Annotated in this window: 21 protein-coding genes; 5 read left to right on the top strand and 16 right to left on the bottom strand. The window is 52.9% G+C overall.

Annotation, left to right across the window (positions count from 1 at the left end; all coding sequences use genetic code 11):
• The first annotated feature begins 11 nt into the window (after positions 1 to 11).
• Both cmoA and cmoB read left to right on the top strand, forming a co-directional pair.
• On the top strand, positions 12 to 755 hold the full coding sequence (gene cmoA / locus OGV71_RS15715; RefSeq protein WP_003034686.1) for a carboxy-S-adenosyl-L-methionine synthase CmoA: 744 nt from the start codon (positions 12 to 14) through the stop codon (positions 753 to 755).
• On the top strand, positions 752 to 1,720 hold the full coding sequence (gene cmoB, locus OGV71_RS15710) for a tRNA 5-methoxyuridine(34)/uridine 5-oxyacetic acid(34) synthase CmoB (protein WP_003839177.1): 969 nt from the start codon (positions 752 to 754) through the stop codon (positions 1,718 to 1,720). Before cmoA ends, cmoB begins: the two co-directional genes overlap by 4 nt.
• A 243-nt stretch (positions 1,721 to 1,963) precedes the next feature.
• Here cmoB and cutC read toward each other — a convergent pair whose 3' ends face one another.
• Both cutC and OGV71_RS15700 read right to left on the bottom strand, forming a co-directional pair.
• Positions 1,964 to 2,710 carry a copper homeostasis protein CutC gene (gene cutC, locus OGV71_RS15705; protein ID WP_061548580.1) on the bottom strand — a complete coding sequence of 249 codons (747 nt, stop codon included), beginning with the start codon at positions 2,708 to 2,710 and terminating at the stop codon, positions 1,964 to 1,966.
• Between the two features lie 2 nt (positions 2,711 to 2,712).
• Positions 2,713 to 3,279, bottom strand: a complete 567-nt coding sequence (locus OGV71_RS15700) for a VOC family protein (RefSeq protein ID WP_071684724.1) — start codon at positions 3,277 to 3,279, stop codon at positions 2,713 to 2,715.
• A 238-nt stretch (positions 3,280 to 3,517) separates the two neighbouring features.
• Here OGV71_RS15700 and argS point away from each other — a divergent pair, with 238 nt between their 5' ends.
• Entirely contained in the window at positions 3,518 to 5,251 is a 1,734-nt protein-coding gene (gene argS / locus OGV71_RS15695; protein ID WP_071696444.1) for an arginine--tRNA ligase, read from the top strand.
• A 227-nt stretch (positions 5,252 to 5,478) separates the two neighbouring features.
• On the top strand, positions 5,479 to 7,416 hold the full coding sequence (gene mrdA2, locus OGV71_RS15690; protein ID WP_286533599.1) for a peptidoglycan DD-transpeptidase MrdA2: 1,938 nt from the start codon (positions 5,479 to 5,481) through the stop codon (positions 7,414 to 7,416).
• Here mrdA2 and bglB read toward each other — a convergent pair.
• The 10 genes from bglB to tar form a co-directional block, all read right to left on the bottom strand.
• Positions 7,388 to 8,527: a beta-galactosidase BglB gene (bglB, locus tag OGV71_RS15685; RefSeq protein ID WP_086504028.1), complete on the bottom strand. Its 1,140-nt coding sequence runs from the start codon at positions 8,525 to 8,527 to the stop codon at positions 7,388 to 7,390. The two genes, mrdA2 and bglB, sit on opposite strands and share 29 nt — an antisense overlap.
• Positions 8,528 to 8,835: 308 nt before the next feature.
• Positions 8,836 to 9,228 carry a flagellar protein FlhE gene (flhE, locus tag OGV71_RS15680; RefSeq protein WP_286533597.1) on the bottom strand — a complete coding sequence of 131 codons (393 nt, stop codon included), beginning with the start codon at positions 9,226 to 9,228 and terminating at the stop codon, positions 8,836 to 8,838.
• On the bottom strand, positions 9,228 to 11,306 hold the full coding sequence (gene flhA, locus OGV71_RS15675; RefSeq protein ID WP_003034666.1) for a flagellar biosynthesis protein FlhA: 2,079 nt from the start codon (positions 11,304 to 11,306) through the stop codon (positions 9,228 to 9,230). The genes flhE and flhA overlap by 1 nt, the downstream gene beginning before the upstream one ends.
• A complete protein-coding gene (flhB, locus tag OGV71_RS15670) occupies positions 11,299 to 12,450 on the bottom strand; it encodes a flagellar biosynthesis protein FlhB (RefSeq protein ID WP_257651100.1) in 1,152 nt (383 codons plus the stop codon). Before flhB ends, flhA begins: the two co-directional genes overlap by 8 nt.
• Positions 12,451 to 12,608: 158 nt before the next feature.
• Positions 12,609 to 13,253 carry a protein phosphatase CheZ gene (cheZ, locus tag OGV71_RS15665; RefSeq protein WP_003034659.1) on the bottom strand — a complete coding sequence of 215 codons (645 nt, stop codon included), beginning with the start codon at positions 13,251 to 13,253 and terminating at the stop codon, positions 12,609 to 12,611.
• 10 nt (positions 13,254 to 13,263) lie between these two features.
• Positions 13,264 to 13,653, bottom strand: coding sequence for a chemotaxis response regulator CheY (cheY, locus tag OGV71_RS15660; RefSeq protein WP_003034656.1), 390 nt, complete (start codon positions 13,651 to 13,653; stop codon positions 13,264 to 13,266).
• A gap of 17 nt (positions 13,654 to 13,670) precedes the next feature.
• Positions 13,671 to 14,720, bottom strand: a complete 1,050-nt coding sequence (locus tag OGV71_RS15655) for a protein-glutamate methylesterase/protein-glutamine glutaminase (protein ID WP_003034651.1) — start codon at positions 14,718 to 14,720, stop codon at positions 13,671 to 13,673.
• Positions 14,717 to 15,589 carry a protein-glutamate O-methyltransferase CheR gene (gene cheR, locus OGV71_RS15650; RefSeq protein WP_003034649.1) on the bottom strand — a complete coding sequence of 291 codons (873 nt, stop codon included), beginning with the start codon at positions 15,587 to 15,589 and terminating at the stop codon, positions 14,717 to 14,719. Before cheR ends, OGV71_RS15655 begins: the two co-directional genes overlap by 4 nt.
• A gap of 19 nt (positions 15,590 to 15,608) precedes the next feature.
• Positions 15,609 to 17,210, bottom strand: a complete 1,602-nt coding sequence (gene tap / locus OGV71_RS15645) for a methyl-accepting chemotaxis protein IV (protein WP_071696438.1) — start codon at positions 17,208 to 17,210, stop codon at positions 15,609 to 15,611.
• A 43-nt stretch (positions 17,211 to 17,253) separates the two neighbouring features.
• The gene (tar, locus tag OGV71_RS15640) at positions 17,254 to 18,909 is read right to left on the bottom strand and encodes a methyl-accepting chemotaxis protein II (RefSeq protein ID WP_003833879.1); all 1,656 of its coding nucleotides are present in this window, start codon (positions 18,907 to 18,909) and stop codon (positions 17,254 to 17,256) included.
• A 406-nt stretch (positions 18,910 to 19,315) separates the two neighbouring features.
• On the opposite strand from tar, the gene OGV71_RS15635 reads away from it, so the two are divergent.
• Complete coding sequence (locus tag OGV71_RS15635; RefSeq protein WP_048217995.1) at positions 19,316 to 20,575, top strand: dicarboxylate/amino acid:cation symporter; 1,260 nt, start codon at positions 19,316 to 19,318, stop codon at positions 20,573 to 20,575.
• 76 nt (positions 20,576 to 20,651) lie between these two features.
• On the opposite strand, the gene cheW is transcribed toward OGV71_RS15635, so the two are convergent.
• From cheW to motA, 4 genes are read right to left on the bottom strand one after another with little or no spacing between them, the layout of a single operon-like run.
• Positions 20,652 to 21,155: a chemotaxis protein CheW gene (gene cheW, locus OGV71_RS15630; RefSeq protein ID WP_003034638.1), complete on the bottom strand. Its 504-nt coding sequence runs from the start codon at positions 21,153 to 21,155 to the stop codon at positions 20,652 to 20,654.
• A gap of 20 nt (positions 21,156 to 21,175) precedes the next feature.
• On the bottom strand, positions 21,176 to 23,212 hold the full coding sequence (gene cheA / locus OGV71_RS15625; RefSeq protein ID WP_003034635.1) for a chemotaxis protein CheA: 2,037 nt from the start codon (positions 23,210 to 23,212) through the stop codon (positions 21,176 to 21,178).
• Positions 23,213 to 23,216: 4 nt separating this feature from the next.
• The gene (gene motB / locus OGV71_RS15620) at positions 23,217 to 24,146 is read right to left on the bottom strand and encodes a flagellar motor protein MotB (protein ID WP_003034631.1); all 930 of its coding nucleotides are present in this window, start codon (positions 24,144 to 24,146) and stop codon (positions 23,217 to 23,219) included.
• On the bottom strand, positions 24,143 to 25,030 hold the full coding sequence (gene motA / locus OGV71_RS15615; protein ID WP_003034628.1) for a flagellar motor stator protein MotA: 888 nt from the start codon (positions 25,028 to 25,030) through the stop codon (positions 24,143 to 24,145). The genes motB and motA overlap by 4 nt, the downstream gene beginning before the upstream one ends.
• Positions 25,031 to 25,032: the final 2 nt, after the last annotated feature.

Here is a 25,032-nt window from a genome sequence, read left to right as displayed (position 1 = left end):
ATTTTTACGTTATGTCTCACCGCGACACGCTTTTTTCTGCGCCTATCGCCAGTCTGGGTGACTGGACCTTTGATGAACGGGTAGCTGAAGTCTTCCCGGATATGATCCAGCGTTCCGTTCCTGGCTATTCCAATATTATTTCTATGATTGGCATGCTGGCCGAACGTTTCGTACAACCCAACACGCAGGTCTACGATCTGGGCTGTTCTCTGGGCGCGGCGACGCTCTCGGTGCGTCGCAATATTCATCACGAGAATTGCAAAATTATTGCTGTCGATAACTCCCCGGCGATGGTTGAGCGCTGCCGTCGTCACATCGACGCTTATAAAGCACCGACTCCGGTTGAGGTTGTCGAAGGCGATATTCGCAACATTACTATCGAAAATGCCTCGATGGTGGTGCTGAATTTTACCCTGCAATTCCTTGAGCCACCCGAGCGCCAGGCGTTGTTGGATAAGATTTATCAGGGGCTGAATCCCGGTGGCGCGTTGGTGCTATCTGAAAAATTCAGCTTCGAAGACGCGAACGTAGGCGAGTTGCTGTTCAACATGCACCACGACTTCAAACGAGCCAATGGCTATAGCGAACTGGAAATCAGCCAGAAGCGCAGCATGCTGGAGAACGTGATGCTCACCGACTCGGTCGAAACGCATAAAGCGCGACTGCATCAGGCCGGCTTTGAGCACAGCGAATTGTGGTTCCAGTGCTTCAACTTTGGCTCTCTGGTGGCGTTGAAAGCTGAGGTTAGCGCATGATCGATTTTGGTAACTTTTATCAGTTGATTGCCAAAAATCATCTGTCCCATTGGCTGGAAACACTTCCGGCGCAAATCGCTGCCTGGCAGCGCGATCAGCACGGTCTTTTTAAACAATGGTCAAACGCCGTCGAGTTTCTGCCCGAGCTAACGCCGCATCGTCTGGACTTACTGCATAGCGTTACCGCAGAAAGCAAAGAGCCGCTCAGCGAAGGTCAGCTTAAACGCATAGACACCCTGATGCGTAACCTGATGCCATGGCGTAAAGGACCGTACTCGCTGTACGGCGTCAACATCGATACCGAATGGCGTTCCGACTGGAAGTGGGATCGCGTCCTGCCGCACTTGTCTGATCTCACCGGACGTACCATTCTTGATGTCGGCTGCGGCAGTGGCTATCACATGTGGCGCATGATTGGCGCGGGCGCACATCTGGCGGTCGGTATCGACCCGACCCAACTGTTCCTGTGCCAGTTTGAGGCGGTGCGTAAACTGCTGGGCAATGACCAGCGCGCGCATCTGCTGCCGCTGGGTATTGAACAGCTTCCGGCGCTCAACGCCTTTGATACCGTATTCTCCATGGGCGTGCTTTATCACCGCCGCTCGCCGCTGGAACACCTGTGGCAGTTAAAGGATCAGTTGGTTAAAGATGGCGAACTGGTACTGGAAACGCTGGTCGTCGAAGGCGATGAAAATACCGTGCTGGTGCCGGGCGATCGCTACGCCCAGATGCGTAACGTTTACTTTATCCCGTCTGCACTGGCGCTAAAAAACTGGCTGGAAAAATGCGGGTTTGTTGATGTGCGCATTGCCGACGTATGTGTGACCACTACCGAAGAACAGCGCCGCACCGAATGGATGATTACCGAATCGCTGGCCGACTTCCTTGACCCGAACGACCACAGCAAGACGGTGGAAGGCTACCCCGCCCCACTGCGTGCGGTATTGATTGCGCGTAAACCGTAGTCATTTTTGTCAAATGACTATTACGTATAGCACCATTTCTCCAAAATAGTTCGGTTTGCAACAAGGCGGCGACGCAGCAAATCCCTGGGAGCGTAGATAACTACGTGACCGGGGTGAGCGAGGAAAGCCAACACAGTTGCAGACCGAAATATGCAGGAGAAGGAGAAAAAAAGGCCCCTGTTGAAATTGCAGGGGCCTGGTACGAGCAAGCATCATATTGGGCGACATGATGCAACGGTAAAATCAGTTGGCCTGATGGTGTGCAATGATTGCTTTCATTTCAGCAACCGCCGCCCCGTCTACCGCATAGCGAGAATACTCATCCGCCTGCGCATCCGAAGACATCGACAACCCCGAATTGCGATAACGCATTGGTGAAGCCAGCCATACTCCGGCAGAACTGTGGACTTCCTGCACCCCAGCATCAAGGAACAGGGACAAATTCGAGGCGCGAACCCCCGCTCCGGCCATAATGATTGGAGCACCAGGCTGCGCAATAAGTTCCATTATTTTTGTTAAACCTTGCGCCGCATCTGATTTTTGCCCGGAGGTGAGTACTCTGGCGATGCCCAAATCAGCTAATTTTTTAAGCGTATTGAGTGGGTTAGCACACATATCAAAGGCACGATGAAAAGTGACTTGCAGTGAACCGGCGGCGATCATTATTTTCTCCATGCGCGGCATATCGACATCGCCATTCGCATCTAAAATGCCGGTCACCAGCCCTGAGAACCCCAGTTCTCTGACCATCGCTATATCATCCAGCATTGCAGCGAATTCACCTTCGGTGTAACAAAAGTCGCCTCCACGTGGACGAATAATGGGATTGACGGGAATCGAAATGTGCTGGCGAACAGAACGCAAGACGCCCAGTGAAGGCGTTAAGCCCCCTTCTTTGGGTGCCGAGCAAAGCTCAATACGATCCGCGCCGTTTTGCTGCGCCGTGCGCGCGCACTCCATGCTGTAACAGCAGATTTCCAGTATAGTCATGCTCACTCCTGACGCTCGCTTGCCACAATGGTTTCAATCGACCACGGGTGGAATTTTATCGTCACGCTACCATCGCTAACCGCCAGCGTCGGATTCGGTAAACGTTCACGTTCTCCTTTTGGCGAGCTGGTTTTCACAAATATACCAGGTTGACTCAGACCGTGATCGGAAAGCAGCGCCAGCGCTCGCGCATTCAGCGTTTGTGCCTCACCCGGCAGAACAATTTCAATATGTTCCCAGCCTTCATGTGGGTAACGTTTTTCGCCCGGCCACGGCAGTTCGACGATGGAAAATTGCCAATGTTGCACACAAACCGGCTCATACAGTTTAAAAAGACAAATAGGTCTGCCGTTAATGATGTTTTCTGACAACAATTCACCGCACTGTTCAAACCCACGACGCCAGCGTTCTGCAGTGGTATTTTGATGGCAACGCAAGGAAATGTGATCGGCTTCCAGACCTGTGATATCCAGCCCAAGACGGGTAGAAAGTTCCGTTAATGCCTGCGTGAAATGCGGTAAATCTGCAGAAATATCCTGTAGTTCTGCAACGGTTTGCCAGTTCGCCATATTAAAAGCTCATATCCATGTTCAAAGTCGCTAATTTACTCTGTTGCGCTGCGCCATCCAACCGCTGTTTTCTCCGAACACGTCATGGATAAATTTACGCCATTGCATGGTTTATATTTCAGGCTACTGGCGGTACACACAATGCTGACGGCAACGGGCATTTGCAGTATACTCCCGCCCTTAATTCTTAAACTGGTGCGGTGAATTTTAGACCGCTTCATAAATGTAAGGTATTCCGGTGAATATTCAGGCTCTTCTCTCAGAAAAAGTCAGTCAGGCCATGATTGCTGCAGGCGCGCCTGCAGATTGCGAACCACAGGTTCGTCAGTCAGCAAAAGTACAGTTCGGCGACTATCAAGCTAACGGCATGATGGCTGTCGCTAAAAAACTGGGTATGGCGCCGCGACAACTGGCTGAGCAGGTGCTGACTCATCTGGATCTCAACGGGATTGCCAGCAAAGTTGAAATTGCAGGCCCGGGCTTTATCAACATTTTTCTCGACCCGGCATTTCTGGCGCAGCACGTTCAGCAGGCGCTGGCTTCCGATCGTCTGGGCGTCACCCAACCGGCTAAACAAACCGTTGTGGTTGACTACTCCGCGCCTAACGTAGCGAAAGAGATGCACGTTGGTCACCTGCGTTCCACCATCATCGGTGACGCGGCGGTGCGTACGCTGGAATTCCTTGGTCACAAGGTTATCCGCGCCAACCACGTCGGCGACTGGGGTACTCAGTTCGGTATGCTCATCGCATGGCTGGAAAAACAGCAGCAGGAAAATGCCGGAGAGATGGCGCTGGCTGACCTGGAAGGTTTCTACCGTGACGCGAAAAAACATTACGACGAAGATGAAGCCTTCGCGGAACGCGCCCGTAGTTATGTCGTGAAGCTGCAAGGCGGCGACGAATACTTCCGCGAGATGTGGCGTAAACTGGTCGACATTACCATGTCGCAGAACCAGTTAACCTACGATCGCCTCAACGTTACCCTGACCCGTGACGACGTCATGGGCGAGAGCCTTTACAACCCGATGCTGCCTGGCATCGTGGCCGATCTCAAAGCCAAAGGCCTGGCTGTTGAAAGCGAAGGCGCTACCGTCGTATTCCTTGATGAGTATAAAAACAAGGAAGGCGAACCGATGGGCGTTATCATTCAGAAGAAAGATGGCGGCTATCTCTACACCACAACCGACATCGCCTGTGCCAAGTATCGTTACGAAACCCTGCATGCCGATCGCGTACTGTATTACATCGACTCTCGTCAGCATCAGCACTTAATGCAGGCCTGGACCATCGTACGTAAAGCTGGTTATGTGCCGGATTCGGTGCCGCTGGAACACCACATGTTCGGTATGATGCTGGGCAAAGACGGTAAACCATTCAAAACCCGCGCTGGCGGCACGGTTAAACTGGCCGATCTGCTGGATGAAGCGCTGGAGCGCGCACGTCGCCTGGTCGCGGAGAAGAACCCGGACATGCCTGCCGATGAGCTGGAAAAGCTGGCAAATGCGGTCGGTATCGGCGCGGTGAAATACGCGGATCTGTCCAAAAACCGTACCACCGACTATATCTTCGACTGGGACAACATGCTGGCGTTCGAAGGCAATACCGCGCCGTACATGCAGTATGCTTACACCCGCGTACTGTCCGTATTCCGTAAAGCGGATATCGACGAAAGCGCGCTGGCAAATGCGCAGGTGATTATCAACGAAGATCGCGAGGCTCAGCTGGCTGCGCGTTTGCTGCAGTTTGAAGAAACGCTGACCGTTGTTGCACGTGAAGGTACACCGCACGTGATGTGTGCTTACCTGTACGACGTTGCCGGTCTGTTCTCTGGCTTCTACGAGCACTGCCCTATCCTCAGCGCTGAAAACGAAGAGGTTCGTAACAGCCGACTGAAACTGGCACAACTGACGGCGAAAACCCTGAAGCTGGGTCTGGATACACTGGGTATCGAAACCGTAGAACGTATGTAATTACCTCAAGTAATGTGAAAGCCCGCGCTATGTCGCGGGCTTTTTTATTTTCCCTGACCCGTTCTCATGGCAGCGCAATCAGGCCTACGAGAAGCGGCTACGTTCACTGTAATTTGTAACAGCCCACAAGGAATGACACATTTCCCTAGAGATATGGAACATTTTTTGCCTGTCATCCCGTTTAAGCCTCCGTATCATTAGGCGGCGAATTAATCGGGTACGGGTCAATGACATTCAGAGATTTTGAGGCGGAAGAAAAACTCTTTCAGCGGCGTGTATTGGTGGCCTTTGGCCTGGTGGTCATCTGTTTTGGCATCCTGATTTACAATCTGTATAACTTACAAATCTGTCAGCACCAGTATTACACCACCCGGTCGAATGCAAACGACATCAAAATGCTACCCGTCGCCCCCACGCGTGGCATGATTTACGATCGCAACGGCATCCCGCTGGTGCGCAACGTCACCTGGTACGATATTTCCGTTACGCCTTATAAAATCAGCGATATGAATGCGTTAATCCAGCAGCTCACGCCCATCGTTGACCTCACTCCTGATGATATTGATCAGTTTCGCCATGAGCTAAAAGCCAGCAGCCGCTATCGTCCGGTCGTGCTAAAAAATGCGCTTACCGATGTGGAAATCGCCCGTTTCTCGGTAAACCAGTTTCATTTTAGCGGCGTAAACATCAATAGCTACGAAGACCGCCAGTATCCCTATGGCGCGGCGCTGGCACATGTCCTTGGCTATGTTTCAAAAATCAATGACAACGACCTGAAAGCTCTGGATCAAAAGGGTCAGGCTGAGAACTACGCCGCCGATCACAATATCGGTAAGCAAGGTATTGAGCGCTATTACGAAAATGAACTGCATGGAAAGACCGGTTATCAGGAGGTGGAAGTAGATAACCACGGACGCATCGTACGCCTGCTCAAAGATGTGCCGCCCGTTGCCGGAAAAAATATCCATTTAACGCTGGATTTACATTTACAGCAATATATTGAGAGCTTGTTGGCTGGCCAGCGTGCCGCCGTTTTAGTTGAAGATCCACACGACGGTTCTGTACTGGCGATGGTCTCAAACCCCAGCTATGACCCTAATCCGTTTGTCAAAGGCATTAGCTATCAGGACTATAACAAGCTACTCCAGGATAAAGACCTGCCATTAATCAACCGCGTCACACAGGGATTGTACCCCCCCGCTTCAACGGTCAAACCGTATATGGCGATGTCAGCATTACTAAACGGTGTGATCACGCCGCAGACCAGTTTCTTCGGTGCTCCTACCTGGACGCTACCCGGCACCGAGCGACATTACCGTGACTGGAAAAAAACGGGCCACGGTATGCTGGATGTCACCAAAGCGATAGAAGAGTCTGCCGATACATTCTTCTATCAGGTGGCGTATATGATGGGGATCGACCGGATTAACAGCATGCTCAGCCAGTTTGGTTACGGTAAACCGACCGGCATCGATCTTGATGAGGAGTATAACGGCCTGCTCCCGAGCCGTGAATGGAAGCAAAAAGTGCATAAAAAAGCCTGGTATCAGGGGGATACTATCTCAGTTGGCATCGGCCAGGGCTACTGGATTGCCACTCCTATCCAGATGGTAAAAGCCATGGTCGCACTGATTAACAACGGCAAGGTTATCGTCCCTCACCTGCTACTCGATGAAGAAAATGGCAAAACCCTCACGCCGTATCAGGCTCCAGAAGCACCGTCACAAATCGCCTCAGCCTCGTCACCCTACTGGGAACTGGTGCGTCAGGCGATGTTCGGCATGGCGAATGAACCAAATGGTACAGGTTATAAGTTCTTTCACACCGCACCTTACGGCATTGCGGCGAAAAGCGGCACCTCGCAGGTCTTTAGCTTGAAAGAAAATCAGACCTACAATGCGAAGATGATCCCTGTCCGCTTGCGCGACCACGTGTTCTATACCGCATTTGCGCCCTATAAGAACCCGGAGGTCGCGGTGGCGTTAATTCTGGAAAACGGCGGCAGCGATGGTGTCACCGCCGCGCCGGTTATGCGTCAAATCATGGATCATCTCTTTGCCCCGCAGGACAACACGGTACAAACAGTGACGACTCAACCATCAGGTCCGATAGCGGTAGCGCCATCAAATACCGATATCAAAAATACTTACGCAAGTATTCGGTAAGACACAGCATCGCCATCGCTTGTCCGTAAGGCATAGAAGTCCGAGGGATGTTGCGGTAGAAATCGAGATTGTGTCCCATCCCGGTACCAAACGAGGTGTGCAGCAGTTCACCTTCCGGTGAAATATGCTGCACAATGCCACGAATGGCTTTTTCGGCCACCAGCGTATACTCTTGCCCAACATAGCGTTTACGTACAGCTTTGAGGATCCCATAAGCAAATCCGGCAGTTGCCGATGCTTCCAGATACGACTGCGGGTCGTCCAGCAAGGTATGCCACAACCCACTTTCATCCTGGCATTTCGCCAGCGCCGCGATTTGTGCGTTCAGGACCTGTACCAGATAGCGGTGAACGGCATTGTTTTCTGGTAAATCAAGTAATTCGAGAAAGTCCGGGATCACGATAGTTAACCAACTGTTGCCACGCGCCCAGCGGGCATTGGCAAAGTTATGATTTCCTTCATAGCTCCAGCCGTGGAACCACAGCCCCGTGTCTTTATCCATCAGGTTTTGCACGTGCAGCAGGAACTGATACGTTGCCTCTTCGATGTAGTCAGGGCGATTGAGTAACTTGCCAATCTTCGCCAGCGGTAAAACCGTCATCATCAGCGTGTCATCCCACATCTGCTGGTGGTTTTCTTCCGCCAGCGTAATGTGTTGCATACCGCCGAACTCGGTACGCGGCATCTCATGCATTGCCCACTCAGCCCAGCTGTCGAGCCACGGTAGATACGCTGGATTACGCGTCTCTTCATAGCGATACGCCAACGTTAAAAATGGCGCCATGGTGTTAACGTTTTTAGTGGTTGCACCTTCAGCAAAGCGATCGGCAAACCAGCTATCGATGATATCGCGTATCGTTTCATCGCCGGTTTGCAGATAGTACTGATACATCCCGTACAAGCCGACGCCGTGCGTCCACTCCCATCCCGCCCAGCCTTTGGTATCAATTACGCGTCCATCGTCCAGACGCAGCAAGAACTCACCAGTTTCGTCATGAATATTGACCAGGTTATGCGTCACCTTTTTGATCAGCACTTTTAATTCATCCCTGGCAATAAAATGTTCTGGCTGGCGCAACAACGGGCTATGTTTAACCGGGTAAACAATCATTTACTTAACCTCTGTCAATGTCGGATTCAATGCTGTGACCTGCCCCTGTTGCGGTGCAGCAGCTGTATTTGGGAGGCCCCGCAATCCTCGCTTTGACAATGGGCATCCTTATAGAGGCACAGTAAAAGCAAACAGGAAGTGAAACCTTTCTATTTCTGCCAGAAGGATTCGTGAAATGGCAACAATACAAAGAGTCCGGCAACGTACGTCACTTATTTTATAAAACTGCGTTTCTATTTAATTGAATGAGAGACTGAAATGTTGAAACAACCAGCAGTTTTAACTGCTGGTCTGAATGACGGAGGGTGTTAACGGTAGTTCACAATCACCTGATTGCTCTGAATGCGTAACGCGGGGATCAGGCGACCACCGCCGGGGACTTCCCAGACAAAATGCATCGGTTCAATGGCCGGAACATTATTGAACCCGTTGGTGGTCCCACTTTGCCCGTCCAGCTCGACACAACGGGACTGAGAACATAAACGCACCCGCAGACCTGCGGGCGTGGGGCCATTCAGCTCATAGCGCCAGACTACCAGCGTCATTAAGCCTGAGACCGGCTGGCCAGGAACCAAAGGCGCAGACGAGGCTGACTGGCCACGGTAATTTAAGGTGATCCCCATACCGCTTGCCTGCCAGGCCCCTTCTCCGGCGGCCTGCGCCACCAGAGGAAAAAACAACAACCACAGTAACTTGCGCATTATTTACCTCCAATGGTCGCCGTCATGCGGATATGGCGGTTATCGGAAAGCTCCATGTTCGATAACACAACCAACTGCGGGATGCTGCGACGTAAAAACCGCGCCAGCAGCGGACGCAACGCGTGATTAACCAGCAAGACAGGCGGCGCGCCCAACATTTCCTGCCGGGACAGCGCTTCCTGTGTTTGGGCCAACAGGCGGTCTGCAAGCCCAGGCTCCAGGCCTCCCCCCCCCTGCAGCGCTTGCAGCAGCAAACGCTCGAGCGGAGTATCAAGACCGATAACCTGAACCTCTTCATTCCCCGGGAACCACTGCTGAGTGATGGCGCGTCCCAACGCAACACGGACGACCGCGGTAAGCTCATGCGGATCGTTTTGCAGCGGCGCATGTTCCGCCAGCGTTTCAAGAATAGTGCGCATATCACGAATCGGTACTTTCTCGTCCAGTAAGTTCTGCAGCACTTTATGCAGCGTGGTGAGCGTCACAACGCCCGGCACCAGATCTTCCGTCAGCTTTGGCATTTCCTGCGACACTCGATCCAGTAACTGCTGCGCTTCCTGACGGCCAAACAGCTCAGCGGCGAACTGGCCAATCAGGTGATTTAGATGCGTAGCAACAACAGTACTGGCTTCAACCACCGTAAAGCCCTGAATCTGCGCCTGTTCTTTCAATGCGCTTTCAATCCAGATAGCGTCCAGTCCGAAAGCCGGATCGACCGTTTTCTCGCCCGGCAGCGACCCGGCAGCAGTACCCGGGTTAATGGCTAGCCAGCGTCCCGGATAGGCGTCACCGCTGCCAATTTCTACCCCTTTCATCAAAATTCGATAGCGGGCCGGCTGCAGATCCATATTGTCACGGATGTGTACCACCGGCGGCAGGAAGCCCATATCCTGAGCAAATTTCTTACGAATACTGCGAATTCGCCCCAGTAACTCGCCATCCTGCTGAAAGTCCACCATTGGGATCAGGCGATAACCTACCTCCATTCCCAGCGAATCTTCCAACTGCACGTCGTTCCACGTGGCTTCCACCACGGAGTTGTTTTCCGGCATTTTCACCGGCTGCGGTTCATCTGGCGCTTTTTGCTCACGACCGCGCATCCACCAGGCCAGGCCCAGCAATGCGGCAGTAAACATCAGAAACACCAGGTTCGGCATGCCCGGAACCAGGCCCAAAAGTCCAAGTACCGCCGCACTGAGCAACATGACACTAGGATTGCTGAACAGTTGGGTCACCATCTGTTCGCCTACGTCCTGGTCGGTACTCACGCGGGTCACGATAACGCCCGCCGCGGTAGAGATAACCAGCGCAGGAATTTGTGCCACCAACCCGTCACCGATGGTCAGCAGGGTATAACTTTCCGCAGCGCTGCCCATGCTCATACCATGCTGCAACACCCCAACTAACAGACCGCCGACTACGTTGATCACCATGATCAAAATACCGGCAATGGCGTCTCCACGGACGAATTTACTCGCACCGTCCATTGAGCCGTAAAAATCCGCTTCCTGGGTCACTTCCGAGCGTCGTTTTTTAGCTTCATCTTCGCCAATCAGACCGGCATTCAAATCCGCATCAATCGCCATCTGCTTGCCGGGCATACCATCCAGCACGAAGCGCGCGCCAACCTCGGCGATACGCCCTGCACCTTTGGTGATTACCATAAAGTTAATGATGACGAGAATCACGAAGACCACGATGCCGATCGCAAAGTTACCGCCCACCAGGAAGTGACCAAAAGCTTCAACCACCTTCCCCGCCGCCGCCGCGCCGGTGTGTCCTTCCATCAAAATGATACGGGTCGATGCGACGTTCAGCGCCAGGCGTAATAATGTGGTAAACAGCAAAATCGTCGGGAATGCGGCAAATTCCAGCGTACGCTGGGTGAACATCGCCACCAGCAGCACCATGATCGACAGCGCAATGTTAAATGTGAACAGCAAATCGAGGACGAAAGCCGGCAGCGGCAGCACCATCATCGACAGGATCAGCAGGATGAGGATCGGTCCGGCAAGGATTTGCCATTGCGTGGATTTCAGGTTGCTGGGCAGACGCAGCATCGCGACCAGATTAGCCATCAGTATTCTTCTCGTTCATGAAATCCAGTGCTTCAGGCACCGGAAGGTTTTCAGGTTGTGGTGGACGTTTGCCGCCAGCCAGACGCCAGCGTTTTAGCTGCCATACCCATGCCAGCACTTCGGCAACGGCGGCATATAATTGACCCGGTATTTGCTGACCAATTTCAGCATGGCGATAGAGCGCACGCGCCAGTGGTGGCGCTTCTAACGTAGGGACACGGTGCTCTGCGCCAATTTCACGAATGCGCAGCGCAACCAGCCCGGCCCCCTTAGCGACAACTTTCGGCGCACTCATTTTGTTCTCGTCATACTTCAACGCCACTGAGTAGTGCGTAGGGTTAGTGACAATAACGTCTGCTTTTGGTACATCCGCCATCATGCGACGCTGAGCGGCCGCGCGCTGCATTTGACGAATTTTGCCCTTAACGTGCGGGTCACCTTCGCTTTGCTTAAATTCATCACGGATATCCTGGCGCGACATGCGCAGCTTTTTCAGATGGCTGTAAATCTGGAAAAAAACGTCGAATCCCACCATCGGAATGACGCCAAGTACCACTAACAACGCGCACATGCCGACCAAATCCAGGGCGTTACCCATTGCCGCAATCGGAGATTCCGCCATCAGCCGCATCATTTCTGGCCACTTGTGCCAGAGATAAAACCCGGCCACGCTGCCCACTAACGTCGACTTCAGTATCGCTTTGAGCAGTTCTGCGCCGGTTTGCGCGGAAAACATGCGCTTAATGCCCGGCAACGGATTCAGCTTAGAGAATTTGGGTTGCAGGGATTTACCGCTGAAAATCAAGCCGCCAAGCATCACCGGGGAGATTAATGCCACCAGAACGACGCCGGTAATCAACGGCAACAGCGCAATCATCGCGTCTTTAATCAGCAGGATGATTTGGCTGAGGATCAGGTTTGGATCGTTGACCATACTGTGGTCAAAACGTAATCCGGCCGACAGCATACCGGCCAGTCTGCGGGCAAGCGACTCCCCGCCAATCCAGATAATACACACGCCCACCAGCAAAATAAGTAGTGAGGTTAGCTCTTTGGATCGGGGGATCTGCCCTTCTTCCCGCGCTTTTTCAAGTCGGTGGGGTGTGGGGGCTTCTGTTTTGTCGTCGTCGCTTTCTTCTGCCACGCATCAGACCCTGGATAGAGATATAGGCGAGAATGATGCCAGAACAGCTATCCAGCAATGGGAAGAGTAAGCGGTAAAAAAGACGGGATTTATGGCTTTAAGCAGAATTGCGCGTAAGCCGGATGAGAGGCCCACGCCTCACATCCGGCAAATACTCATCAGAACCCGAGGCTATCCAGCAGGTCGTCAACCTGATCCTGGCTTGCCACTACGCCAGCTTTCGAGGCGTCAACCTGCGGGCCGTTCAGCAAGCTTTCGTTTTCACGTTTAGGACGAGCGCCCTGTTCCGGAATGTTTTCCAACAGAACCATCAACAGTTGACGTTCAATTTCCTGGATAACATCCATCATGCGCTTGATGACCTGTCCGGTGAGATCCTGGAAATCCTGCGCCATCATGATGTCCAGCAACTGGGCATTGGTAAAGCTGGTATGTCCGGGCACATCACCAAGGAACTGACGGGTATCGGTGACCAGTTCACGAGCGTCTGACAGTTCGATCGGATTTTCGAACCATTCATCCCAGCGTTTGGTCAGGTCTTTGGCCCCTTTTTCCATCGCGTCCTGGTGCGGCTGCGAAGCTTCGACGCTGTTCAGCGCGCGCTCTGCCGCCTGAGCGGTCATCTGTACAACGTAATCGAGACGATCGCGGGCATCGGGAATTGCTTCTGCCGCTTCGGCAATGGCCTGATCCAGCCCCAGTTCACGCAGGCTGTCGCGCAGCATTCGGGTCAAACTGCCGATGCGCGCGATGATGTCCCCTGCAGAGTGTTCGTCAGCAGGTTTAATTTGTGGTTGCATCATCATCACACCCTCACATGCCCAGTTTCTCAAAGATTTTATTCAGTTTTTCTTCCAGCGTCGCCGCCGTGAACGGTTTCACGACATAGCCACTGGCACCTGCCTGTGCCGCCGCAATGATGTTCTCTTTTTTCGCTTCCGCCGTGACCATCAGCACCGGCAGAGAAGCCATCCCACCATCTGCACGGATGGTTTTCAGCAGTTCCAGTCCATCCATGTTCGGCATGTTCCAGTCAGAAATAACAAAACCGAATCCCCCTGCCTGCAGCTTGTTCAGCGCATCCACGCCATCTTCAGCCTCTTCAACATTGTTGAATCCCAGCTCTTTAAGCAGGTTACGCACGATGCGACGCATGGTGGAAAAGTCATCCACAACCAAAAACTTAAGCTCTTTATCCGCCATAAAAATAAACTCCTGATTCAAATACGTATTGCCTGTCCGGCACTAATTTTCACCAGCATTTGCTGGCTCACCTGGCTAAGATCGACCACTTCGCTTACGCCACCCATATTGATGGCCTCGCGCGGCATGCCGAACACCACACAACTTGCTTCGTTTTGCGCAATGGTCCAGGCACCCGCCTGGTTCATCGCTAACATTCCGGCTGCGCCATCGTTGCCCATACCGGTCAGGATCACCCCAACGGCATTACGCCCCGCATGTTTCGCCACCGAATGAAACAGCACATCCACTGAGGGCCGGTGCCGGTTAACCGGCGGACCGTCATGAATTTTGATTTGATAGTTCGCGCCGCTGCGCGCCAGCTCCATATGCTTGTCGCCAGGCGCGATATACGCATGCCCAGGGAGAACGCGCTCTCCGTCCTCTGCCTCTTTCACGGTAATCTGACACAGTTTGTTCAGACGTTCGGCGAACGAACGGGTAAATCCTGGCGGCATATGCTGGGTAATAAGAATACCGGGACTTGAAAGCGGCAATGGCTGGAGTACATGGCGAATTGCCTCTGTTCCTCCGGTTGAGGCGCCGATGACCAGCAGTTTTTCTGAACTGAGTAATGGCCCCGTTTTCAAGGTCGTCGGTGCCGCCAAGGGTTTGTGGGCGGCCAGTTTTGCCCGCGATGCGGTGCGGATTTTCTCCGCAATCATCTCGCTATACGCCAGCATGCCTTCGCGGATCCCCAACTGAGGCTTGGTGACAAAGTCAATCGCCCCCAGTTCCAGGGCCCGCAGCGTGACCTCAGAACCTTTACCGGTCAGTGAAGAAACCATAACCACCGGCATCGGACGCAGGCGCATCAACTTCTCAAGGAAATCGAGGCCGTCCATGCGCGGCATTTCCACGTCCAGCGTCAGGACGTCGGGATTGTATTTTTTGATTAAATCCCGGGCGACCAACGGATCCGGCGCCGTCGCCACCATTTCCATATCACTGTGGCTGTTAATAATTTCGGTCATGATTTGACGCATCAATGCAGAATCATCTACCGACAACACCCTGATTTTACTCATGCTTTATCCTTACCTGGCGCATGCGCATACACGGTCTGTCCACGCAGGCTAAACTCGCGCACAAGGTTGCTAAAGTTTTCTGAATGACCTGCAAACAGCAGTCCGTCAGGTTTAAGAAGTGGAACAAAACGGTGCAAAATGTCCTGCTGCGTCGTTTTATCGAAATAGATCATCACGTTACGGCAAAATATGGCATCAAAAGGGCCTGGCACGTTGTACTGCTTATCCAGTAAATTGACGCTGGAAAATTCAACATGACCTGCCAGTTCCTGCCGAACGCGTACCAACCCTTCATGCGGCCCGGTGCCGCGCATGAAATAACGCTGCAACTGCTGGGGTGACAGCGTCTTTAGCTCATCGAGGCGGTAAATGCCGTTTCTGGCCTTTTCCAGCACTTCGGTATCAATGTCGCTGGCAAAAACACGCCAGCGGCCCGGTGCCATACCTAAGGTATCGGCAAGCGTAATCGCAATGCTGTAGGGTTCTTCTCCGGTTGATGCCGCCGCGCTCCAGACGCGGTATTCACCGCTGCGCCGACGAGCATGATCTGACAGCACCGGAAAATGATGCCCTTCGCGAAAAAATGCGGTCAGGTTGGTAGTCAGGGAGTTAATAAAAGCCTGCCACTCAGCACTGTTCTGGTTAGCTTCCAGCATGCTGAGATAGCGACCAAAGTCATCCAGCCCCAGGGTACGCAAACGGCGGACCAGGCGGTTATAAACCATATCCCGCTTGTGGTCGGCCAGTACGATCCCCGCACGCTGGTAGATTAATTGACATATCCGACGAAAATGCGCGTCAGACAGCGCGAGGCGCTGTGTCATCTGTAACAATAATGACGTTTGCCCGGTGGGCAGAGATGATGTCATAGCGCCTTCTCAATCACATTCAGGATACAACGGGCACAACCTGCGGCTGCGCCAACTCTTGTTTTGCTACGGTTTGCTCTTCAAGCTTGAAAAATGCGACACAGGCGGAAAGATTATCGGCCTGTGTGGCGAGTTGTCCGGTGGCGGATGCGGCTTCTTCCACCAGCCCGGCGTTTTGCTGCGTCACTGAGTCCATCTGGCTGACGGCCTGCGCCACCTGCTCAATGCCTCTGCGCTGTTCATCGGATGCCGAGGCAATCTCGCCCATGATGTCGTTAACCCGGGTCACCGAACTGACAATTTCCGTCATCGTGCGCGACGCCATATCCACCAGTTGCGAGCCCTGATGCACCCGGGTGACTGACTCCTCAATGAGCCCCTTAATTTCTTTCGCCGCCTGCGCGCTACGGCTTGCCAGATTACGCACTTCACCAGCGACGACGGCAAAACCACGCCCTTGCTCCCCTGCCCTGGCGGCCTCGACCGCGGCATTCAACGCCAGGATATTGGTCTGGAAGGCAATGCTGTCAATCACGCCGATGATGTCGCCGATTTTCTGCGAGCTGGCAGAAATCTCATGCATGGTGCTGGCAACCCGGGACGTCTGCTCGCCACCTTTATGCGCTGTGTCTGCCGCACTTTTGGCGATCCCTGACGCCTGGCGCGCGTTATCAGCGTTCTGGCCGACAGTGGCGGTAAGTTGTTCCATGCTGGCCGCCGTTTGTGCCAGCGCGGCCGCCTGCTGTTCGGTTCGCGAAGATAAATCGTTATTGCCCATCGCGATTTCTGAAATACCGCTATGCATGGCTGAGCTGCCCTGACGAACGTCACTTACCGTTTCGCGTAACGCCTTTTGCATCTTCTGCAGGCTGGCAAAAATGGCCGAGATCTCATTGCGCCCATAAACCGCTACTGGCCGTGCCAGATTCCCCGCGGCAATACTGTCGAAATGGCTGCCAATAATCGCCAGCGGCTGAACAATCATCTTGCGTGACCAGAACAGCGCACCGCTGGTGAGCAGTGCTGCCAGGACCACCATGGTGGCGAAAATCACCCCCGACATATGGTAATTGCGCTGACTCTGCTCTCCTGCCGTTTGCAACACGCGGTCGATGTTGCTCTGCCACGCATTCACATTCGCATCAAAAGCATCTTGAGCCGCCTGCACCGGCGCGGTCAGAAAATCTGACAGCTGATTGTTTTCAAGCCAGGTGGCCTGATGCGCGAGATCGCTGTGCCACTGGTTGAAACTTTTCTCCGTCGCGCTAAACAGCGCCTTGCCTTGTTCCGTCGAATCCGATGTCGCCATAAAGCGTTTAAACATCAATTCAGACTGCGCCAGGCTGTCGCGCGCAAGGGTCATCAGGGTTTTGATGTCCTCTGGCGGATAGCTCAGGGCGGTCAGCGTCCCTGCCTTATTAAGGGCCGTACTGGCCTGTAATAACACAGCGCGAGTTTGGGCCAGCGCAGCGCGTTGCTGATTACTCCGTTCGACCTGATTCAGGTTCTGAAAACCGTCCCGAAATGCCCAGAAGGACAAGCCATTACTGCCAATCTGCAAAACACCGCAGAGGATTAAAATCAAAAACAGCGTGGTCGAAATTCGAATACGATTAAACATCAACGCTCCCATCAGGCGGCACTGGCCGCGGTTTAACTGTCAGTCAAAATGTTTCCCAATTCGTATCTTGTTCAATGCTCTGGCGCGGATAGGATGCGCTCGGCGCTGCAGGTAATCGTGTATCGCGTGGTTTTGTCGAGGCCGGACGTGACGCAAGACGGAAAGTCGATACCGACTGCGTCAGGCGACTGGCCTGTTCTTCAAGAGCGGCCGCTGCGGCAGCCGACTCCTGTACCAAAGAGGCGTTCTGCTGCGTAACGCGATCCATTTCAGAGACCGCGAGCGCAACCTGATCAATCCCCCGGCTTTGCTCGTCGGAAGCCGAGGCAATCTCACCCATGATATCGGTCACCCGCGTCACGGCATTGACGATGTCGTTCATCGTTTCCCCAGCGCTTTCTACCAGTACAGAACCGGTATCAACCCGGGAAACGGAATCTTCAATCAACGCTTTAATCTCTTTCGCCGCCTGCGCACTGCGGCTTGCCAGATTACGCACTTCGCCCGCCACCACGGCAAAGCCGCGGCCTTGCTCACCGGCGCGTGCAGCTTCAACCGCCGCGTTCAATGCGAGAATGTTGGTCTGGAAGGCAATGCCATCGATGACGCTAATAATGTCGGCAATTTTCTTCGAGCTATCGGCAATTTCGTGCATGGTGTTCACCACGCTATCAACCACTTTGCCGCCATGCTGCGCGGTGTCCGAGGCGCTTTTCGCCAGTTGCGAGGCCTGACGCGCATTGTCCGCGTTTTGCTTCACGGTTGCGGTCAGTTGTTCCATGCTGGCTGCAGTCTCTTCCAGCGCAGACGCCTGCTGTTCCGTACGAGATGAGAGGTCCGTGTTTCCGCTGGCAATTTCGCTGGTACCGGAATAAATCGCATCAGAGCCTTCACGCACCAGAGTGACGGTTTCCGTCAGCGAGCGCTGCATATGATCAACCGTACTGGCCAGCTCGCCGATTTCGTTACGACCACTAACGGCGAGAGTTGCGGTCAGGTTACCGCTGGCGATTTCCCGAATATGGGCAATAACACGGGACAGAGGATTAAGCAGGGTATGACGGATGCCGTACCAGACCACCACCAGAATCAGCACCAGCACCACGGCCAGCACGCCAAGCTGCCATTGGGCGAAATGGTAATCCCGCGCGCTTTGATCAAATGCCTGAACGTAAAGCTTTTCGCTAACGCTGGCGTACTTGCCCAGCGCCTCGCCGAGCGCGTTTTGCATTCCCTGCGTAGGCTGCGCAAAGTAGGCGTCCATATTGCCGCTTTCCAGAAACTGAACCAGTTCTGCCAAGGCCGCATGGTACTGCTGATATTTTTCCTCAACGTTGCCGCTGGCTTCTGCCATTTCCGGCAACGGTGTGATGTTTTTAAATTTTGCGTAATGCGTTTCAGCTTGCGCCAGCGATGCTTTCGCATTCTTCAGCAGATCGTTTTTGGCACTGCTTTGCTGGTTAGACGCATCCATCATCATGCGCGCAGAAGAACGGCTTAAATTGATTCGTGTTTGCAGCATCAGATCCCATGTTGAGGTGAGTTCACTTTGCTGCTGTCGAAGATCGTTAGAAATAACAAAACTTTGCTGATTCTGCTGCAATGAAGAAAACAACAGACCACCGGAAACAAGCTGTAGCAGTGCGAAAACCCCCAGCACCATCATCAGCATTGTGACAACGCGGATACGGTTAAACATAAGGCACCTTCCTGAAAACGAGTTACCAACGTTATCGGCAGTGGCAGAGATAACTTTACGTTTGCAAAAAGGAAATCCTGAAGGGATGTGAAGCCTGGCGAGGGGAAGGTAAAACTGGTGTGCAGCAACCACAAATTATTCACATAAAAACACCATAATTATCATGCAAATAACATACATACTCATCGGTGAGCACGGTCAGATTGGCTGAAATACACTTTTTTGTGTGATTTGGATCACACATACGCATCGTAAATACCACAACAAAATGGATAAAAAATTAAAAAAAGTTGTATCCGTTTACGCTTTAATCCAATTTATATGATGAATACTTCGTTACCACTTAATAAGTATAAAAAATGAGTAACCGATCAATAAATGTTAAATCCTTACTGAGGGCTTTTTAGTGGCAAATGCAAACAAACTCACGTTGTTTATCGTGATCTTCATGCTGGCGGGGATCCTGTCGGGTGCGGTGATCCACTCTTATGCCTCCCCCGGCGTTGTGACCGCCTGGGCCGATAATATTACGCTTCTCACCGACATCTTTTTACGTCTGATTAAGATGGTGATTGCGCCTTTAGTATTCAGCACCCTGACCGTTGGTATTATGCGCCTGGGGGAAACATCGACCATCGGTCGCGTGGGCGGCAAAGCGATGATCTGGTTTATCAGCTCTTCTGTATTATCTATTCTGGTCGGTCTGTTTGTGGTTTCCCTTGAGCAACCCGGGAGCGGGTTAAACCTTACGATCCCGCTGGAAGCCACCGACACCGGTCTGGCCGTAGGCGGCATGAGCCTGAAAGGTTTTCTGACACATACCATTCCAACCAGCATAGCCGAGGCAATGGCTAACAATGAGATCCTGCAAATCGTGGTGTTCTCAATGTTCTTCGGTATTGGTGGAGCATCGCTCGGAGAGAAATTTAACGCTCCGCTGGTTGCCGCGCTGGATGTGGTTTCCCACATTATGCTGAAAGTGACCGGCTACGTGATGTACGTCGCGCCGCTGGCAATTTTTGCCGCCATCTCTTCCGTAATCTCTACCCAGGGTCTGGGGATCCTGCTTAACTATGCATCGTTTATCGGCGGCTACTATGTGGCGATTTTGCTGACCTGCCTGGTTCTGTTGGCGGTGGGTTATGTCATGCTGAAAAAAGAGGTATTTCGCCTGGTGAGCATGCTGAAAGACCCGGTTCTGGTCGCATTCACCACCAGCAGCTCTGAGGCCGCTTATCCGAAAACGCTGGAGCAATTAACTAAATTTGGCTGCTCACCCAACATCGTGTCATTCGTGCTGCCTATCGGTTATTCGTTCAACCTGGTCGGTTCCATGGTCTATTGTTCATTTGCCTCCATGTTTATCGCGCAGGCCTATAATATTCACCTCTCTTTCGCAGAAATCACCGTCCTGATGCTGACGCTGATGCTGGCGTCCAAAGGAATTGCCGGTGTGCCGCGTTCAGCGCTGGTGGTACTGGCGGCAACCATCCCAAGCTTCAATATTCCGGTTGCCGGAATTCTGCTACTGATGGGTATTGACCACTTCCTGGATATGGGACGTTCAGCAATCAACGTATTAGGTAATGGGATTGCAACGGCGATGCTGGCGCAGGATGAAGGTTTACTGGAAGAAGAACCTGAGCTGGTTGAGCGGGAAGCGTAAGAAGGAAATCTGCCGGATACGCTACGCTAATCCGGCCTACAACAGTAATCATTGTAGGCCGGATGAGTTATGGCGATTATGCGACGTGGGAAGCGGCAATATCTAGCAGCGCCATTTCTTCGCTGTTCAGCAGCTTCTCAATGTTGACCAGAATCAGCATCCGGTCACCCAGCGCACCCAATCCCGTCAAATATTCCGTCGACAGCGTGACCGCAAACTCCGGTGCCGGACGGATTTGATCCGTTGTCAGAGACAGCACATCCGAAACGCCATCCACCACAATCCCAACCACCCGCTGACCCAGGTTCAGCACAATCACCACGGTGTTTTCGTTGTAATCCACATCACTCTGGCTAAATTTCACGCGCAGGTCGACGATAGGCACAATCACACCGCGCAGGTTCGTGACGCCTTTGATAAACGCAGGCGTGTTAGCGATGCGCGTCACCTGATCATAACCACGGATTTCCTGCACTTTCAGGATATCGATACCGTACTCTTCATCCCCCAGTGTAAACACGAGGAATTCCTGACCTGACGGTTCGCCGGCCAGTTTAGTTACATTACTCATACCGGTCATATTATTCCCTTCTCACTCAATCAGGCGGCTGTGATCGCCACACGTTGTTCGCGGTTTAATCCCTGCAATGCAGAGACATCGACAATCAGCGCGACGCTGCCGTCGCCGAGGATCGTTGCTGCAGAAATACCTGGCACTTTGCGGTAGTTGCTTTCCAGGTTTTTGACCACTACCTGGTGTTGGCCAATTAACTGATCGACCAGCAGCGCATAGCGACGCCCTGCACTTTGTAAAATAACCACAATGCCCTGAGTCGCTTCAGTTTTAGCGCCTTCAACCTCAAAGACCTTCCACAACTCAACCAGCGGTAAATATTCGCCACGCACTTCCAGAACGCGTTCGCCTCCGGCCAACGGATGGAGATCTTCTTCGCGCGGTTGCAGCGATTCCATAACGGCATTTAGTGGCAGAATGAAGACCTCATCCGCCACACGCACGGACATCCCATCGAGGATCGCCAGCGTCAGCGGCAGCAGAATGCGAATAGTGGTCCCCTGTCCCTGTTTGGACTGGATCTCAACATGGCCGCCCATCTCCTGGATATTTCGCTTCACCACATCCATACCCACGCCGCGTCCGGAGACATCCGTCACCTGTTCGGCGGTCGAAAAGCCTGGAGCGAAGATCAACATACCCACTTCGTCATCGCTCATGTTTTCGTGGATCGGCATGCCCTGGGAGATAGCTTTGGCCAGAATACGTTCGCGGTTCAGGCCAGCGCCATCATCGGTCACTTCAATACAAATATTCCCACCCTGGTGCTCGGCGGAAAGCGTCAGATTGCCGATTGGGCTTTTGCCGGATTCAAGGCGTTTTTCCGGCAGTTCGATACCATGGTCGAGGCTGTTACGCACCAGGTGCGTCAACGGATCGATGATGCGTTCAATCAGGCTCTTATCGAGTTCGGTTGAGCTACCTACCTGCGTCAGCTCGACCTGTTTACCCAGCTTACCGGCCAGATCGCGTACCAAACGAGGGAAACGACTGAACACATACTCCATTGGCATCATACGAATCGACATCACCGACTCTTGCAAATCGCGGGCGTTACGTTGTAACTGACCCATGCTGGTGATGAGATCGCCATGATTGACGGGATCCAGTTCGTTAGATCGCTGGGCCAGCATCGACTGGGTGATGACCAACTCACCGACCAGGTTAATAAGCTGATCGACCTTCTCAACCGCTACGCGGATGCTGGTCGACTCGCTGGCGCGGGCTGGTTTTTCACGCTCCGCGCGCCCATGTGGCGCTTCACTGGCGGCGGCTTTCACCGCTGGCGCAACGGCAACCGGCTGCGGCTTCGCGACAACGGCTACCTCTTCAGTTTCAACGGTCGCGGGCGCTGCGCTGACGGTTTCGAATTCAATTTGGTCAGCTTCAATGACAAAGCAGAGTACTGCAATGATGTCATCTTCTGCGAGGTTGCCATCAAGCGTAGCTGACAGCGTGTCGCTTCCTTTTACCACATCGGTTAAGGTCGCCAGATTCCCCAGTTCCTCTTCCAGCAAATCCACTTCGCTGGCTTTCAGACGCGAGAGAGTAATGCGTTTTTTGCTCTCTTCACTGGCGAGTTCAGGCTTTGCAACCGCCTCTTCCTGCATCGCGGTGCTATCAACAACGCTCAGTTTTGCTGAGTTGACAACTGACGGTGCGGTTTCACCTTTCGCTTCGAGCGCTAACTGCCGTAACGCCTGGCAAATGTACTCAAAACTGTCGGCATCAGGCTCCACTGAGCTTTTATAGGCGTCGAGCTGTTCCTGCATAATATCTTTCGTTTCCAAAAACAGGTTGATAATGTCGGCATTGAGCTGCATCTCGCCACGCCGCGCTTCATCCAGCAGGTTTTCCATCAGATGGGTCGTTTCCTGCAAAATGGTAAAGCCGAAGGTGCCCGCCCCGCCTTTAATCGAGTGCGCTGCACGAAAAATGGCATTCAGCTGTTCGGAGTCCGGGGCTTCAGGAACCAAATCAAGAAGGTGTTGCTCCATATCAGCCAACAGTTCGTCAGCTTCATCAAAAAATGTCTGATAAAAATCGCTAATATCCATGCTCACGCTATCACCTCGGATTGGCTGGTGGCGATGTGGGAACGCTTACCGGCGGGAGTTCCGCTGGCCGTTGTAAGACACTTACCGGCTCATTCTGGCTTTCAGCGTTTTCATGCAAAATGGCCTCTTCTGCCTGCTTATTGAGAACCAGCAGGCTAATACGGCGGTTGATAGCGTCTTCAGGACCGCGATCGCTCAGACGCATCGTGGCGGCCATACCTACCACACGTAATACTTTTCCATCATCCAGACCGCCGCTAACCAGCTCGCGACGCGATGCATTTGCGCGATCGGCAGACAATTCCCAGTTGCTGTACCCTTTCTCACCATTCGCGTAAGGGTAATCATCCGTGTGACCGGAAAGGCTGATCCGGTTAGGGATCCCGTTGAGCACTGGTGCAATCGCGCGCAGGATATCGCGCATGTACGGCTCAACTTCAGCACTACCGGTCTTAAACATTGGGCGATTCTGACTGTCGATAATCTGTATCCGCAGCCCTTCCTGAACTAAATCAATCTTTAAATGCGGACGCAGCGCTCGCAGTTTGGGATCGGATTCAATCAGTTGATCGAGATCGCCACGAAGTTTGCTCAAGCGGCTCTGTTCCATACGTTTTCTCAGGTCATCAATATTCGGCTGCTTGTTCACCTCACCCTGCTGCTGGGTGTAATCATCCCCGCCGCCTGGAATCGGGCTTTGGCTATTCGAAATACGATTTCCCCCGGTCACCGCGGTGGCCAGCGGTGTACGGAAATATTCGGCAATCTGGATCAATTCTTTAGGGCTGGAAATAGAAATGAGCCACATCACCAGAAAGAAGGCCATCATCGCGGTCATAAAATCGGCGTAGGCGATTTTCCACGAGCCATGCGCCCCACCACCGTGATTCTTATGTTTGCGTCGCTTTACAACGATAATGGGATGGGCCTGATTTTTCATGCGTCCTCGGTCGTCTGTTGCGCAGTTGGATTTCTCACCGCACGAACATGTTCTTCCAGTTCGATAAACGAAGGACGTTCGCTGGAGTACAGAGTCTTACGACCGAATTCAACGGCAATCGGCGGCGCGTAGCCATTCAGATTGGAGAGCAGCGTTATCTTCACGCATTGCATCATTTTGGTTGTTTCAGCACTTTTCTGGCGCAGAACGCTGGCAAGCGGAGAAATAAATCCATAGGCCAGCAAAATACCGAGGAATGTTCCCACCATCGCATGCGCAATCAACGCCCCCAGCTCTGCTGCCGGGCGATCGGCAGAAGCCAGTGCATGCACAACACCCATAACGGCCGCGACGATCCCGAATGCCGGCAGTGAGTCGCCGACCATCGCCAGACTATTCGCCGGAACTTCGGCCTCACTCTCATGAGTCTCAATTTCTTCGTCCATCAGCGCTTCAATTTCAAACGTATTCATATTGCCGCTAATAATCAGGCGCAGATAATCGACAATAAAATCAAGCATTACGGCATCGGCAAGAATGCGCGGATAGCTGGCGAAGATTTCACTTTCTTTTGGGTTTTCGATGTCGCGCTCAAGCGAGAACATGCCCTGTTGACGTGACTTGGCCATCAGGCGATACAGGAGCGCCAGCAGATCCATATACATCGCTTTGGTGTATTTCGAACGACGGAAAAGCAGCGGGATCGCTTTCATCGTCCCTTTGATGGCTTTCCCGTTATTACCGACGATGAATGCCCCAATACCCGCGCCACCGATAATCACCAGCTCAGCCGGTTGATAGAGTGCCCCAAGGTGTCCGCCGGTCATCATGTAACCGCCGAAAACTGTACCAATAACAACCAGGTAACCTAATAAGATAAGCACGA

Origin of the sequence: Citrobacter sp. Cf088, from assembly GCF_030334295.1 — a bacterium.
Classification (GTDB): domain Bacteria; phylum Pseudomonadota; class Gammaproteobacteria; order Enterobacterales; family Enterobacteriaceae; genus Citrobacter; species Citrobacter freundii.
The sequence above is the reverse complement of the archived record's forward strand: the minus strand, read 5'-3'. Positions and strand labels throughout refer to the sequence as shown.

What these genes read in the sequence shown, in the direction of transcription:
- cmoA (WP_003034686.1), top strand. Translation starts at nt 12, where the DNA reads ATGTCTCACCGCGACACGCTTTTTTCTGCGCCTATCGCCAGTCTGGGT.
- cmoB (WP_003839177.1), top strand. Translation starts at nt 752, where the DNA reads ATGATCGATTTTGGTAACTTTTATCAGTTGATTGCCAAAAATCATCTG.
- cutC (WP_061548580.1), bottom strand. Translation starts at nt 2,710, where the DNA reads ATGACTATACTGGAAATCTGCTGTTACAGCATGGAGTGCGCGCGCACG.
- OGV71_RS15700 (WP_071684724.1), bottom strand. Translation starts at nt 3,279, where the DNA reads ATGGCGAACTGGCAAACCGTTGCAGAACTACAGGATATTTCTGCAGAT.
- mrdA2 (WP_286533599.1), top strand. Translation starts at nt 5,479, where the DNA reads ATGACATTCAGAGATTTTGAGGCGGAAGAAAAACTCTTTCAGCGGCGT.
- bglB (WP_086504028.1), bottom strand. Translation starts at nt 8,527, where the DNA reads ATGATTGTTTACCCGGTTAAACATAGCCCGTTGTTGCGCCAGCCAGAA.
- flhE (WP_286533597.1), bottom strand. Translation starts at nt 9,228, where the DNA reads ATGCGCAAGTTACTGTGGTTGTTGTTTTTTCCTCTGGTGGCGCAGGCC.
- flhA (WP_003034666.1), bottom strand. Translation starts at nt 11,306, where the DNA reads ATGGCTAATCTGGTCGCGATGCTGCGTCTGCCCAGCAACCTGAAATCC.
- cheZ (WP_003034659.1), bottom strand. Translation starts at nt 13,253, where the DNA reads ATGATGCAACCACAAATTAAACCTGCTGACGAACACTCTGCAGGGGAC.
- cheY (WP_003034656.1), bottom strand. Translation starts at nt 13,653, where the DNA reads ATGGCGGATAAAGAGCTTAAGTTTTTGGTTGTGGATGACTTTTCCACC.
- OGV71_RS15655 (WP_003034651.1), bottom strand. Translation starts at nt 14,720, where the DNA reads ATGAGTAAAATCAGGGTGTTGTCGGTAGATGATTCTGCATTGATGCGT.
- cheR (WP_003034649.1), bottom strand. Translation starts at nt 15,589, where the DNA reads ATGACATCATCTCTGCCCACCGGGCAAACGTCATTATTGTTACAGATG.
- tap (WP_071696438.1), bottom strand. Translation starts at nt 17,210, where the DNA reads ATGTTTAATCGTATTCGAATTTCGACCACGCTGTTTTTGATTTTAATC.
- tar (WP_003833879.1), bottom strand. Translation starts at nt 18,909, where the DNA reads ATGTTTAACCGTATCCGCGTTGTCACAATGCTGATGATGGTGCTGGGG.
- cheW (WP_003034638.1), bottom strand. Translation starts at nt 21,155, where the DNA reads ATGACCGGTATGAGTAATGTAACTAAACTGGCCGGCGAACCGTCAGGT.
- motB (WP_003034631.1), bottom strand. Translation starts at nt 24,146, where the DNA reads ATGAAAAATCAGGCCCATCCCATTATCGTTGTAAAGCGACGCAAACAT.